The following is a 13,340-nucleotide window of genomic DNA, read 5'->3' as shown; positions in this document are numbered from 1 at the left end:
TGCGGCATCGCCGCTGCGCCAAGAGATGATCTATTGATGACACGAGGCCACGGCTCTCTTCTAGCCGCGAAACTTGCGCTGGAACTACGACAGTTTTTGATGTCTAGTAAGCAGGTTGGCCTGGGAACCATGATGAATATCGCTTATCTCAAAACCGACGGCGAACTGCAAATCCGCGACAGTAGCTTCGAGGATCATGCGCCTGCGGAGGATTTTCACTGCCGTGCCTTCATGCATGGCCGTGCCAATGTGCCCTATCATTGGCATCGTGAAATGGAGATACTTTTCGTGCTGCGAGGCAGCTTCCGCCTAGTCGTTGACGAGCAGGCTTGCGAGATGAAGCAGGATGATGTGATCATCATAAATAGCGACGTCCCGCACAATTCGACTTCGATTTCGCGCGATGCTCTGATCTGCGGCGCGCATCTCGATGTTGGATATTTCGAGCGCATGGGCCTGCCCGGTTTTGCATCCCGGCATTACCTTTGCCGCTCCTTCCTCCATAGCCGTCCGTTCATGAATCGGATCGCGCCGATAAAGGCTTTCATGGCCCGGCTGATCCTTGATCAGACGAGTCGCCCCGAGGAGGTCATAGTTCGGCAGACTGTTGCCAATCTTCTTGCCTGTTTCATCTATCGGCAGATCCCGCATCTGAAAGCAGATAGCGATGCAGCGCCCCTGCGGTCCGACAGTCGAGACCGAATCCTGAGGATTATGGGTGCAGTCGAAGGGCAATTAGACAATCAGCGACTGAGTGCGATTGCCGCGGCTGAGGGACTGACGCTGAGCCACCTTTCCCGCCTGTTCAAGCGCCATTTGGGCATTGGTTACCGCGACTATTGCCAAAGCCTGCGCTTGGACACCGCAGCGGACGAACTCCACCGGACAGATCATACTGTTGGTGTGATCATGGAGCGAAACGGTTTCGGCAATCCTGCTGTGTTCTACAATAAGTTCAGGGGCCGTTTCGGGTGCAGCCCCGCAGAGTTTCGACGCGCACGCCATCTGCCGGGGGTACAAAGCGTACTCACGGAAGAAGATACCGTGGAGGCACAAAGGATTCTCCTCCGCTATGCAGCCGATCTTGGCAAGGCCGCCGAAATTGCGGTTGGCATCAATGTAGCGGGACGCAAACAAATCGCGCTTCGTGCGCCGCATAGTGCAAGTTTGGATTGAATTCCCATCTCCGCTTGTACGAGTTGTGGCATGAGGTCTGCGCCGGTCGACTGCAGCGCCCATCGCCTGAAACCCGAGCCATGCTAGCGAGCGGAGGCCGTCTAGGCCTGTCACGCAAATCGCGTTTCACACGACCTCTGTCCAACTCTGCTATTCTCGGACATGGCATGGGAGGTGCCAAGTGTAGTCCAGGCGCGATTCTCAAGGCTTAGTCGACTGCCCCGACCAGGACATCGGGGTGTTCAAGTATCGCAACCCAGCGCCCTGTGTCTGTGGACGATTGCCTTTTTAGAAATCTATATCCAGTTTCCGACCAAAGCTTCACATCGTCGTTGAGGTTGTCGAGCACATAGTCGCCTTTGTCGGTCTTGACCGTCAGCACCGCGTGCCCCTCGCCGTCCTTCTTTTTGACGACAGTGATCAGAAGGTTCGAGAGCGATACGCCCGCCAAATTGAGCATCTGGCGCTTAAGCAGGACGTAGTCCTCGCAGTCGCCGACCGCGCTGTCAGGATAGGACCAGAATTCCATCGTTCCGTGAACGGCAAGATCGCTCGCAGGCTTGATCGATCTGTTCACGAGCTTGGTGACGGACGCGAGCTTGTCTTCCATTCCTCTGCTCATAAGGATTGGCGGAGCCTTGCCTGATCGTATTCTGCATTCTGCGGCCTGCCGTCGGCAGAATTCGATATAGCCGACCGGGACGGAGGTCCGCTGCCCGATGGCCATGGCACCATGCACCGCATCGGCCGAAGCTTGCTCGATCGGCGTCGCGGACATCATCAAGCCCATCAGGAGGCCGGCACACAGCCATGCCCGCGGTATCACCAATCCCATTCGCCCCGCCAAAGGTAACGACCCGAAACACTATTTAATATTGCGTTACCATCTTTTCATGAGCACATCAACGCAGCCGACGCGCGGCTTAAAGCCGCGATCGCGAGCCACCAGCGGCCTGACGCTGGGCGCCGCGCGGTCAACGCTGGAGAACTTCCACAGCCACTGGAAGGTCATGACCTTCGCGTGTTGTCGCATGGCCGCATCGGCGAAGTTCGGTCATAGGCGGCCCAAACGCGGACAAGCGACCGAATAAAAATTGTAGCCAAATTTATCGAAGCGACGGAAATCCGGGGAGCCACGAGGCTCTCGCATACATTCGGTTACATTTCGATGGAGCTCGGGCAAACCTCTGCGACAGGCGTAGCGTAAATTCAATCGTGAGCAGGAAGTCTCGTCATGGTGACGAGACAGAAAGCCGACCGCGGTTTCGCAAGCAGGAGTCAATACGGCACCGCGCGCGAGGCGCCGATTGGCAAGTCTGCTCATTCTAAGAAAGGAAAAATACGATGAACAAGCTTGTAACAGTCTTGGCCCTCCTCGCCTTGTCGACAGGGGTCTCTCTCGCTGCCAATCAAAACCCAGACCGCGACCCGACCCGCGGATTCGCTACCGGTGTCGACAACAGCGAAATGACCGTAGATACCAATCATGCGGCTTCCTTGCCTCTGTCTGTGGTAGCCCCGAAAGAAGAACAGCCACAGTCCGGCAAGGCTCTTAAGCGTCGTGCACCATGGGCGGGCCGCTAACATACTGAACTTGTCTCCCGCCATTTTCCGAATGGCGATCCAACAAATGTCCAATCACCCGCCGTGCAACGAGGGTGGTTGGACAGGCGGCGCAAGAAAATCGTGCCGCGATCGAAGACTGGCTTTCTCCCCTGCAGGACGGTCGGCTGACATTGTTGCCCGACCCTTGAATTCCTTCCACTCTCCGTGAGCACTGGCGAAGGAAGATCCAGCGCTGCGCCATTTTGCTGGCGACCGCCCCGGCAGTAGCGCAAGATGTATAGACAACCGGCCGCAACTGGTGTTCGTTTCCCGCATGCAATTTTCGCAAATGCAGGAACCGTGACGCCATGGACGCCGGCCGCTTGTTCGATCTGACGGGAAAAAAGGCACTGGTGACGGGCGCCAGCCGCGGCATCGGCCAGGCGATGGCGGAGGCACTCTGCGCGGCTGGTGCCGACGTCGCGGTGACCGCTCGCGACGAAACATCGCTTCGTGAGACGGCGGACCGAATTGGCGCATTCGGGCGCAGGTCGCTTTGCCGGTCTCTCGACGTGCTCGACACCGATCGCATCCGCGTGGTGGTCGACGAGGTTGCGGAAGCCTTTGGCGGGCTCGACATTCTGGTCAACAACGCCGGCTATGAGCAAGTGCAGCCCTCGCTCGACGTTGACGAGGCGGTGTGGGATCGCATCGTATCGACCAACCTGAAGGGCGCCTTCTTCTGCGCGCAGGCTGCGGCGCGACGGATGGCTGCCGACAAGAGCGGCGGCGCGATCATCAATCTTTGCTCGCTGACCTCCTATGTCGGTATTCCGACCGCCGTACCTTACGGCTCATCCAAGTCTGGCCTTCTAGGCATGACGCGCGCCCTCGCCGCGGAATGGGCATCGCTCGGTATTCGCGTCAACGCCATCGCTCCGGGTTATTTCCATACGGCGATGACGGATGTCTTCTATGAGGATCCCGACTGGCAGACGGCGATGCTGGCCAAGATCCCGCAGCGGCGCTTCGGCACGATGCAGGATTTGGCCGGGGCCGTGGTGTTCCTGGCGAGCGGGGCATCGGCCTATATCACCGGGCATTGCATCCCCGTCGACGGAGGCTATCTCGCATCTATCTGAGCGATATAGGTGCGGTGCAAAAAGGATCGTGTAGACCCGACTTGTATATGGTTGTATATACCACCTAATACGCTGATCGTTCTTGCATGCGACCGGCGACAAAAAGGGGAACCACAATGCAGGAGGCTTTCCGGGCCATAGCTTCACACGAAGCAGAAGGCGGCAGGGAAATCGCAGTCGCGGTCCGCAACGTCGGGATGGACTTCGATGGGGTTCATGCCGTCAAGAATGCGTCCTTCGATCTGCCGAAGGGCCGGTTTCTCACCATTCTGGGACCTTCAGGGTCCGGCAAGACAACCCTCCTGCGAATGATCGCCGGGTTCCAGACCCCGAGCAGCGGCGAGATCTTCATCAATGGCGAAGCGGTGAGCGCAGTACCACCGCACAAGCGGTCGATCGGCATGGTCTTTCAGAGGCTTGCGTTGTTTCCACATATGACGGCGGCCGAGAATGTCGCCTTCCCGCTGAAGATGCGCCGGCGCGACGCACGCACCATTCCCGAACGCGTCGAGCGATATCTCGCGCTGGTCCGGCTCGGGGGCTATGGCGGTAGGCGCATTCACGAACTTTCCGGCGGGCAGCAGCAGCGCGTCGCGATCGCGCGTGCGCTGGTGTTCGAGCCCGACCTGCTGCTTCTCGACGAGCCGCTGGCTGCGCTCGACCGAAAACTGCGTGAGGAAATGCAACTCGAATTCCGTCGCATCCAGCGCGAACTCGGCGTCACCACGATCAACGTCACCCACGACCAGCGCGAGGCGTTGGTGGTTTCCGACGACATTGTCGTCATGGATCAGGGCGAGATCCAGCAGAAGGCGCAACCGATCCAGACCTACCGCCAGCCCCGCAACGCCTTCGTCGCCAACTTCATCGGCGTCACCAACTTCATTGCCGGTACGGTACGGTCCGTCTCTGAAGCCGGCGACGTCTCCATCCTTCGGGGTGATCTGATGCTTGCCGGCAAGGTCGGCGATCCGGTCAATCCACCTGCGGAGGGTGGCAATGCATCGGGAGCAATCCGCGCCGAACAGATCCGTCTCGCCGGCGATGCTGCTCAGCTGTCGAAGCTCGATTGCCTGCTGGCTGGGACTGTGACCGACACGATCTTCGAAGGCGAGCGCATGGTCTACGAGGTAGCCTGCGCCGCGATTGGCGACGAGATCATTCGCGTTTTCGACCATGATGCCGCCGCGCACACGCAGTTCGACATAGGCGAAAGCGTGTTCCTGGGGTGGAACGCCAGGGATATGCTTGTTTTTCGATAGAACCGGAAACCGGTCAAACCCAGAGGAGAATGCAGATGAAGCGTTTCAAGCCGACATTATCCCATCTTTCCCGCAGAACCTTCCTTCAGGCCACTGCCGCGCTTGGCGGCGCCTCAGCGCTCGGCCTGCGCGGCGCCTATGCGCAGGAACCGGAAAAGCCGGCGGAGATCATCGTGCGCGCCTGGGGCGGCAGCTGGGTGGATAGCCTGAAGGCCGGCGTGTCCGACAGCTTCACCAAAATGACGGGGATTGCCGTCCGTCACGACCTGACCGAAGACAACGAGATCCAGCCCAAGGTCTGGGCCGCCGTTGCGCAGAACCGGGTCCCGCCGATCCACATCAACTGGGACACCACCACCAATGCCACGAAGTCAGCATTGCGCGGCGTGACCGAAGACCTCTCCGACCTGCCGAACCTCGCCAATGTGACGGACCTTGCCAAGCCGGCCGGCCTGGAAGGCTTCCCGATCGTCAATACCTACGGCTATGTCTATGTGCTTGCCTATCGGCCTGCGGCATTCCCGGACGGACCGCCCAAGTCCTGGAAAGATCTGCTCGACCCGAAGTTCAAGGGCCGGCTTGCCTTCTACAATGACGGCATCGGCTTCCATTTCCCGGCGCAGGTCGCCGGTGGTGGCAAGCTGGCGGACATCCCCGGCAATATGCAGCCGGCCTGGGATTTCATCACCAAGATGAAGGCGCAGCAACCGCTGCTCGGCGAGGATCCCGACTTCACCACCTGGTTCCAGAACGGTGAGATCGACGCTGCCTGCACCATTTCGACCAACGCCCGGGAGGCCCGCAAGAACGGTGTGAAAATCGAATGGGTCGTGCCGGAAGAGGGTGCGAAGTTCGACACGGACGGTTTGTGGATTCCAAAAGGCCTGCCGGAAAACGAACTCTACTGGGCCAAGCAGTACATCAACCATGCGCTGACCAAGGAAGCGCAGCAGGTCTGGTTGGATGGCCTCGGCTTGCCGGGCGTGGTGCCGGGCCTCACACCACCGAAAGATCTGGTGGGCGATCCGTCCTATCCGACCACCGAAGCGGATTTCAAGCGCCTCATCCGCATCTCGTCGAAGATCCAGGTCGAGAATGAGAGCGAGTGGTTTTCCAAGTTCAAGGCGATCATGCAGGGTTGACGCCAGATTGGCCGGTGCCCTCGTGCGGCACCGGCTCCTTCACGACGTCGGATACGGATTTTTTCATGCGGGCAGCCAGGACAGCCTATCCCCTGAAATGGCGCATCATGGATGCGCTGGAAGGCATTGCCGCCGCCGTCTGGCCGGCGCGGTTCCGGCGCGCTACGCCCTATCTGATGCTGCTTCCGGCGGTGTTGCTCGTCGGACTGCTCGTGCTTGGTCTCATCCAGATCGCAGATGCGAGCCTGCGCACGCTCGACACCACCACCTTCCAGTTCTCGGAGGACTATTCCATCGCCAATTTCCGGCGGGCGCTGACGGAGCCGCTGTTCCTCGTTGTCGCGCAGCGCAGCCTCATCGCCGCCCTGATCGTCACGGCGGTGACGCTCGTCTTCGCCTTTCCCTATGCGTATCTGATGGTGCGCACGCGTTCGCCAGGATTGCGCAAGTTCCTGCTGATTGCATTGTTCCTGCCCTTCTTCATCGGACAGGTGGTGCGTGCTTATGGCTGGCTGATCATCCTTGGCAACCAGGGCATGGTCAACGAGGCGCTTGGTCTTGTCGGGATCGCGCCGATGCGGCTCATCTATAACTATCCCGCCGTGCTGTTCGGCCTCGTCCAATACATGCTGCCCTTCGCCGTGCTGATGCTCGCGCCAGCACTCACAGCCATTCCCGAAGAGCTGGAGGCGGCCGCTGGATCGCTCGGCGCCAACTGGGTTCGCACATTCATCCATGTCGTGTTGCCGCTCGCTCGTCCGGGCTTCATCGGCGCCGGCTTGGTGGTGCTGACGCTTTCGCTCACCGATTTTGCAGTCCCCGCGATCCTTGGCGGCGGCTCGCAGGACTTCATCGCCAACGCCATCTACGACCAGTTCTTCCGAACGTCCGACCAGGGCCTCGGCGCGACGCTGGCGCTTATGCTGGTCGCGCTCGGGTCAATCCTTGTCGGCCTCGTGTTCGCGCTGTTCGGAGCGGGAACGCTCGCCATGGGGAGGTCCCGGGCGTGAGCGGCTCGCGCAGCAAATCGATTGTCCTGTGGACCCTGGTGACGATCGCCCTGGTGACGCTTTCGGCGCCGACGGTCGTGGTGCTCGGCGCTTCCTTCACCGGCGGCAACATCATCACGTTTCCGCCGGACGGGCTGTCGCTGCGGTGGTACGCGCGTATCTCGCAGGCCTCCGACCTGCGCGATGCTTTCCTGCGCACGCTCCAAGTCGCGACGGTCTGCACGCTCGTTGCCATTCCCGTGGGCACGCTCGCCGGCATCGCGCTGGCGAAATATGCGGTGCGTTTCGAGAAGACGATGCAGATCTATCTGCTGCTGCCCTTCACCATCCCGCTGATCGGATCGGGCATCGGCCTCATGCTGGTCTTCGGCAAGGCCGGCATTCTCGGCCAGCTTTGGCCGGTCGGCATCGCCTGCTGCGTCATCAATCTTCCGTTCATGATCTGGGCGGTCACGGCGAGTGCCACCGGACTTGACCCGGACCTGGAACTGGCCGCTGCCAATTGCGGCGCGCCGCCGCTCCAGGTGTTCTTCTCCGTCACCTTGCCGGCGGTGATGCCGGGGGTGATCACCGGCTCGCTGCTGATGTTCATCCTGGCGCTCAATGAGTTCCTGGTCAGCCTGCTGCTCGTCGATGCGCGCATCGTGACGCTGCCGGTGCTGATCTACAATTCCATCCGCTCGATCATCACGCCGGACCTTGCCGCGATCTCCGTGGTCTTCATCGCCTGCTCGGCTGTCGCCATCTTCCTGCTCGACAGGCTGGTCGGGCTCGACATCTTCCTGAAATCGAAATGAGGAATGCCGGCCCGCCGGGGCCGCAAAGGAAATCCTATGCCAAACGTATCATTCCATGACTTGAGCCAGCTCGACGCCGCTGGTCGTGCGGCATTAATGCGGCGCTCCGAGACCGATCTCTCCAGCTTTATGGAGAAGGCCGCACCGATCATCGAGGCAGTGCGAACAGAAGGCGACGCAGCGCTCGTTCGCTTCGCCCGCGACTTGGACAAGGCAGATCTCGATGCCGCGCGGCTCAAGGTCAGCCCCGCCGAGCTCGATGCCGCCTTCGGCATGGTGGATGAGGACGTGGTCGCCGCCATCCGCTTCGGCATCGACAATATCCGGCATTTTCACGAAGAGCAGAAGCCGGAAGCGATGTGGCTTAAGGAAATGCGGCCCGGCGCCTATGCCGGGGACCGCTTCACACCGATCCGCTCGGTGGCGCTCTATGTCCCGCGCGGCAAGGGCGCGTTCCCCTCGGTCACAATGATGACCGCAGTGCCGGCCGTGGTGGCGGGTGTCCCGGAGCTTGCCATCGTCACGCCGCCAGCGCCCGATGGTTCGGTGGACGCAGCAACGCTGGTTGCGGCGCGCCTCGCCGGCGTCGAAACGATCTACAAATGCGGTGGCGCGCAGGCGGTTGCCGCGGTTGCCTATGGCACTGAGACGATCAGGCCCGCACTCAAGATCGTCGGTCCAGGCAGCCCCTGGGTCGTTGCGGCCAAGCGGCTGCTTGCAGGGGTCATCGATCCAGGCCTTCCCGCCGGTCCGTCGGAGGCGATCATCCTCGCCGACGACAGCGTGCATGGCGGACTGGCCGCGCTCGACCTCCTCATCGAGGCTGAGCACGGACCGGACTCATCGGCCTATCTGGTGACCCACAGCCGCCGCGTGGCGGAGGAGGCATTGGCCGCGCTGCCCGAGCACTGGGCGCGCATGACCGAGCAGCGGGTGGCGTTCTCCACCGCGGTGCTGACCGGCGCCTGTGGCGGCATCGTGCTGACAGGGTCGATCGAGGAGAGCTACCGCTTCATCAACGACTACGCGCCGGAGCATCTGGAGATCCTCTCCACCGACCCCTTCGCGCACCTTGGCCACATCACCGAAGCTGCCGAGATCCTTATGGGGCCGCACACGCCGGTCTCGATCGGCAATTTCGGGCTGGGCCCCAACGCCGTCCTGCCGACCAGCCGCTGGGCACGTACCTGCGGACCGCTCTCGGTCACGGATTTCGTCAAGCGCTCTTCCATCGGCTACGTGACGGCCGCGGCCTATCCCGAATTCGCACGTCATGCCCGCACACTTGCTCGCTATGAAGGCTTCTCCTCGCATGAGCACGCCGTCTCCGACGTGCGCGATCGATATCTGGTGCGGTAACGGACGATGAAGGCGGCCAGACTCCATGCGGCAGGCGATTTGCGGGTTGAGGACGTGCCATCTCCCGGCGAACCAGCGCCTGGCTGGGTGCGGCTCAGGGTGACGGCCGCCGGCATTTGCGGCTCCGATCTCCACAATTTCCGCACCGGTCAGTGGATCAGCCGCGCGCCGAGCGTCGCCGGGCATGAGTTCGCCGGCGAAGTGACCGCCGTGGGCGCCGGCGTGTCCGAGTTGGCCCTCGGAGACCGAGTCGTCGCCGATTCGCGTTTCTGGTGCGGCGAGTGTCCTGCTTGTCGGGCCGGCCTGCATAATGTCTGTGCCAGACTGGGCTTTGTAGGCGAGGTCTGCGATGGCGGCTTCGCGGAAGAGACGGAGCTGCCGGCGCGGCTGCTCCTGCGCCATGACCCCGCGCTCGATCCCGCAATTGCCGCCATGACGGAGCCGCTGGCGGTCGCCCTGCACGCAGTGCGGCGTCTGTCGGCGCCGGCCGGGGCGCCGGTGCTTATCGCTGGTTGCGGCCCGATCGGCGGGCTGGCGGCGCTGCTCCTGTCGCGGCCCGGCGAGAGACCGGTCCTCGTCGCCGACCGCAATGCGGCGCGTGCGGAACTTGTGGCGGAGGTGAGCGGCGCGACCGTCGTCGACCTGGACGCCCTACCCCACGATCCCAACCTGCGTCATGCCGTCGATGCGACGGGAAGCGTGGCGGTGATGGCGCGGCTGCTCGATCTTTTGGCCGGCGGCGGCACGCTGGCGCTGGTCGGCATTTCGCATGGCCGCCTCGACCTCGATCCCAACCTCCTGGTCGAGCGCGAGATCGCGCTGGTTGGCTGCCACGCCTTCGCCGACGAGCTTGCGCCGGCCGTCGCCATGCTTGGCGAGCTCGCCCCCGCGCTGTCGCGTTTCGTGGCCGAGGAGATCGCGATCGGCGAAATTCCCGCCGCCTACCAGCGCCTGATCGCAGGCGCGAGCGGCGGCCTGAAGACCATCGTCCGAATGGAGAGAGGACGATGATCAAGCTTCCCGAAACCGCCGGGCCGCTCTACGAAAAGGTCAAGGACTACGTGCTCGGCAACATCGGCAGCGGCAAATGGCCGAAGGACCGGAGGCTGCCTTCCGAAAACGAGCTGGTCAGCACACTCGGCGTCTCGCGCATGACCGTGCATCGGGCGCTGAGAGAACTGACCTCGGAAGGCCACCTCCTGCGCATCCAGGGCGTAGGCACCTTCGTGGCGCCGCCGAAACCACAATCCGCGCTCATCGAAATCAGGAACATCGCCGGCGAGATCGCCGCGCGCGGCGGCCGTCACAGGGCCGAGGTCGTCGTGCTTGAGAAGATCCGCAACCCGGCGCTGGAGCTCATCGTCGCCTTCGAGTTCATGCGCCGCAGACCGGTCGCCCATTCGATCATCGTGCATTTCGAGGACGATGTGCCCGTCCAGCTCGAGGAGCGCTTCGTCAATCCGGCTCTCGCACCGGACTACCACCGGCAAGATTTTGCTGCGACCACCACCTACGATTATCTGCAGCGGGCGACGCCGCTGACGGAGGTGGAGCACGTGATCTCGGCGATCGCCGCCGACGAGGCGGCCGCCGGCCGCTTGATGATCCGGCCCGGCGACCCCTGTCTTCTCCTGCATCGGCGCACCTGGTCAGGCGCGGCGGTCGCCACTGTCAACAAGCTCACTTATGTCGGCAGCCGCTATTCGCTGGGCAGCCGCTACACGCCCTCGCCCGCTGCATGAGCAGGAACACGCAGCGAAGCAGGGCGGGCGACGCCTCGTATCAAATATGCTCGATCCAATGGCGACGTTCTGATGCGTCGTTATTGAATTTTCGCGTCGCGGGTCACCTTGACGTCGTTCACCCCCTTTAGGGCATTGCGATTTCCTGTCCCTGCAGCGGCGCGGGAGACCTGTTCCGCATGGCCGAAACGCCGCAATTTCAGATACGCATAGGCGCGCAACACCATCAGGCCGGTGCGCTCAGGCGCAATGCGCGACCGTTCATCCAATGCCATCAGCGTCTCGACATATCGCCCCTGATCGAAAGCGCTTGTTGCCTGGCTTCCAGCAGCGCAGTTCGTACTTCGACACTGCGATCTCATGATCCAAAGGTGCCTGCGAGGACACCGCGCCGCTGGTCGCGGCCGTTCGGCTTTGTCGCAAACTAGAGCGCTTTTTCATGGTGTTGCTGCGCACGATTGTAGCAGCCACCTGCTACCAACAACACGAACTTTGGCGCTATCTAATATGAATGGCGGATCTGACTGAGGCGGTGTAGGCTTGGCCTAACAAGAAGAAGAATGAGCCGTATCAACGGCAACGCTGAGCGAATCTGGGAGGATTCATGGTCGAAATCATCTCCAAGCGGGATGGCCCGCGGCGCGAGGACCTACAAGTCAAAAGACTGATCGAGCAGAACCGTTCGACTATCGTTCGCCTTGCCGACCAGATCAGCGGCGGCGGCTATTCGGCTTCCAGGAAGCCACGCCAGCAACCGAAGACGAAAGGCCTGATCATCCATGTTGGCGGCAGCACGGCACCCGTGGCCGAAGCCAGGCCATCCATCCAGGTTACCATGAACGGCCGGGTGATCTCAAAGGACCAGAGCACAGGCCGCCAGCTTCACCATATCGGCGACATCCGCAATCGGGGTGACGACCAGATCTTCGTCCTGGCGACGAAGCAAAATGGCTTCTTCTCGCCGGTCGACGAAACCGTAGCGGAGGCCCTTGCCGACCTGGACGGCTCCCGCCTCGCCGCCGCCTATACCGAAGAACAGCTTGCCTTCGACATCGGCGCGAAACTCGGCATCAACTGACGGGCAGACGCTTGGACGTGTGCACGTCCAATGCATGACAGCATACAGCAATGGCATGCCTCAAAGGTTCTTGTGATGACGGAATGAAACGCGAGATAGGCCCCAATCACATGAAGATCAATGCTCTTCCGGCGCGTACGTCGCTGGCCACTGGGCAAATGGTTCTGGGCAACATCGACTATGACGAGCGCGCCACCATGCGCGCCTGGGAAAGTTTTCTGGCTGACGAACCCAAATGTGCCCGCGATCCGGTCCACCCAAGCCACGTCCGCTCCCTCATTCACGATTCCTGGTATCGCAGCGCCACCGGCGGCATCAACGCTCAAGGCATTGAAGCGCCACTGAGCAGTGATCGCGACGAGATCGAATATCTGACCCGAGCCAATGCAGAACTGCTTTCGGCGGCGCGGCGGTCGTTCGCCTCGCTTGGCCAGTTGCTGGACGGGACCGGCGCGATGCTGGTTCTGGCCGACAGCGACGGCGTGCTGATCGACGCTATCGGCGACAAGAAGACGCTGCATGACGGCATGGATATCCACCTCGCCATCGGCGGCAAATGGAACGAGGATGCCGTCGGGACGAACGGCATTGGTACGGCGTTGTGGACGGGTGAGCCGACTTTCGTGCATGCGGCCGAGCATTTCTGCGCCGGCATCAAATCCTGGACCTGCGCCGGCGCGCCGATTCGCGACCCGCTGGACGGCAAGATCATCGGTGTGGTCGACCTGTCAGGCTATTCGCCGATCTTCAGGCCACACAACACCGCGCTCGTCGCCGCCACAGCCCGGCAGATCGAAAAGGCGTTGGCCGAACAGCAGCAGGAACAGCGCACGCGCCTGCTCGAAGCTTTCATTTCATCGGCTCCCAGCTACCGCCGAAAGGACGGGCTGGTAATCGTCGACCATCGCGGCCGTGCCATCTTCTGCAACAATGTGCCTGACGGCGAGACCACCGAGATGATGGACGGCCCGATGGAGCCAGGCCGTGGCCGCTGGCTGATGAACCTTCCGTCCTCCGGCTCCGAGGCCGACCTTGCCAGGGCGCTGCCGGCCCACCTGCGATCCTGCCACATCACGCCGCTCAAGCT

General features: G+C 61.9%; 14 protein-coding genes. 12 read left to right on the top strand and 2 right to left on the bottom strand.

Annotated elements, in window-relative coordinates; translation table 11 throughout:
* The first annotated feature begins 129 nt into the window (after positions 1-129).
* Positions 130-1,176, top strand: coding sequence for a helix-turn-helix domain-containing protein (locus EOB36_RS10105; RefSeq protein WP_206637148.1), 1,047 nt, complete (start codon positions 130-132; stop codon positions 1,174-1,176).
* 208 nt (positions 1,177-1,384) lie between these two features.
* On the opposite strand, the gene EOB36_RS10100 is transcribed toward EOB36_RS10105, so the two are convergent.
* Entirely contained in the window at positions 1,385-1,903 is a 519-nt protein-coding gene (locus EOB36_RS10100) for a transglutaminase-like cysteine peptidase (protein ID WP_245465506.1), read from the bottom strand.
* On the opposite strand from EOB36_RS10100, the gene EOB36_RS34335 reads away from it, so the two are divergent.
* From EOB36_RS34335 to hutC, 9 genes are all read left to right on the top strand, one after another.
* Positions 1,896-2,267 (top strand): hypothetical protein, encoded by a 372-nt coding sequence (locus EOB36_RS34335; RefSeq protein ID WP_164897491.1) that lies wholly within the window; start codon positions 1,896-1,898, stop codon positions 2,265-2,267. The genes EOB36_RS10100 and EOB36_RS34335 overlap by 8 nt on opposite strands.
* Before the next feature lie 822 nt (positions 2,268-3,089).
* Positions 3,090-3,863 (top strand): glucose 1-dehydrogenase, encoded by a 774-nt coding sequence (locus EOB36_RS10095; protein ID WP_128284790.1) that lies wholly within the window; start codon positions 3,090-3,092, stop codon positions 3,861-3,863.
* Between the two features lie 116 nt (positions 3,864-3,979).
* Entirely contained in the window at positions 3,980-5,125 is a 1,146-nt protein-coding gene (locus EOB36_RS10090) for an ABC transporter ATP-binding protein (protein ID WP_245458085.1), read from the top strand.
* Positions 5,126-5,160: 35 nt separating this feature from the next.
* Positions 5,161-6,267: a PotD/PotF family extracellular solute-binding protein gene (locus tag EOB36_RS10085; protein ID WP_128284789.1), complete on the top strand. Its 1,107-nt coding sequence runs from the start codon at positions 5,161-5,163 to the stop codon at positions 6,265-6,267.
* A 65-nt stretch (positions 6,268-6,332) separates the two neighbouring features.
* The gene (locus EOB36_RS10080; protein ID WP_128284788.1) at positions 6,333-7,277 is read left to right on the top strand and encodes an ABC transporter permease; all 945 of its coding nucleotides are present in this window, start codon (positions 6,333-6,335) and stop codon (positions 7,275-7,277) included.
* Positions 7,274-8,074, top strand: a complete 801-nt coding sequence (locus EOB36_RS10075; protein ID WP_128284787.1) for an ABC transporter permease — start codon at positions 7,274-7,276, stop codon at positions 8,072-8,074. The genes EOB36_RS10080 and EOB36_RS10075 overlap by 4 nt, the downstream gene beginning before the upstream one ends.
* 36 nt (positions 8,075-8,110) lie before the next feature.
* Positions 8,111-9,433, top strand: a complete 1,323-nt coding sequence (gene hisD, locus EOB36_RS10070) for a histidinol dehydrogenase (protein WP_128284786.1) — start codon at positions 8,111-8,113, stop codon at positions 9,431-9,433.
* A gap of 6 nt (positions 9,434-9,439) precedes the next feature.
* Positions 9,440-10,444 (top strand): alcohol dehydrogenase catalytic domain-containing protein, encoded by a 1,005-nt coding sequence (locus tag EOB36_RS10065; protein WP_127204025.1) that lies wholly within the window; start codon positions 9,440-9,442, stop codon positions 10,442-10,444.
* Positions 10,441-11,175: a histidine utilization repressor gene (hutC, locus tag EOB36_RS10060; RefSeq protein ID WP_127204026.1), complete on the top strand. Its 735-nt coding sequence runs from the start codon at positions 10,441-10,443 to the stop codon at positions 11,173-11,175. The genes EOB36_RS10065 and hutC overlap by 4 nt, the downstream gene beginning before the upstream one ends.
* A gap of 80 nt (positions 11,176-11,255) precedes the next feature.
* On the opposite strand, the gene EOB36_RS10055 is transcribed toward hutC, so the two are convergent.
* Positions 11,256-11,450 (bottom strand): hypothetical protein, encoded by a 195-nt coding sequence (locus EOB36_RS10055; RefSeq protein ID WP_127204027.1) that lies wholly within the window; start codon positions 11,448-11,450, stop codon positions 11,256-11,258.
* Between the two features lie 329 nt (positions 11,451-11,779).
* On the opposite strand from EOB36_RS10055, the gene EOB36_RS10050 reads away from it, so the two are divergent.
* Both EOB36_RS10050 and EOB36_RS10045 read left to right on the top strand, forming a co-directional pair.
* Positions 11,780-12,253, top strand: a complete 474-nt coding sequence (locus EOB36_RS10050) for a hypothetical protein (protein WP_128284785.1) — start codon at positions 11,780-11,782, stop codon at positions 12,251-12,253.
* Between the two features lie 83 nt (positions 12,254-12,336).
* Positions 12,337-13,340, top strand: a 1,004-nt coding sequence (locus tag EOB36_RS10045) for a GAF domain-containing protein (protein ID WP_206637147.1), incomplete at its 3' end; no start/stop codon positions are given.

Origin of the sequence: Mesorhizobium sp. M6A.T.Cr.TU.017.01.1.1 (assembly GCF_004023115.1) — a bacterium.
In the GTDB taxonomy this organism is placed as follows: Bacteria; Pseudomonadota; Alphaproteobacteria; order Rhizobiales; family Rhizobiaceae; genus Mesorhizobium; species Mesorhizobium mediterraneum.
The sequence above is the reverse complement of the archived record's forward strand: the minus strand, read 5'-3'. Positions and strand labels throughout refer to the sequence as shown.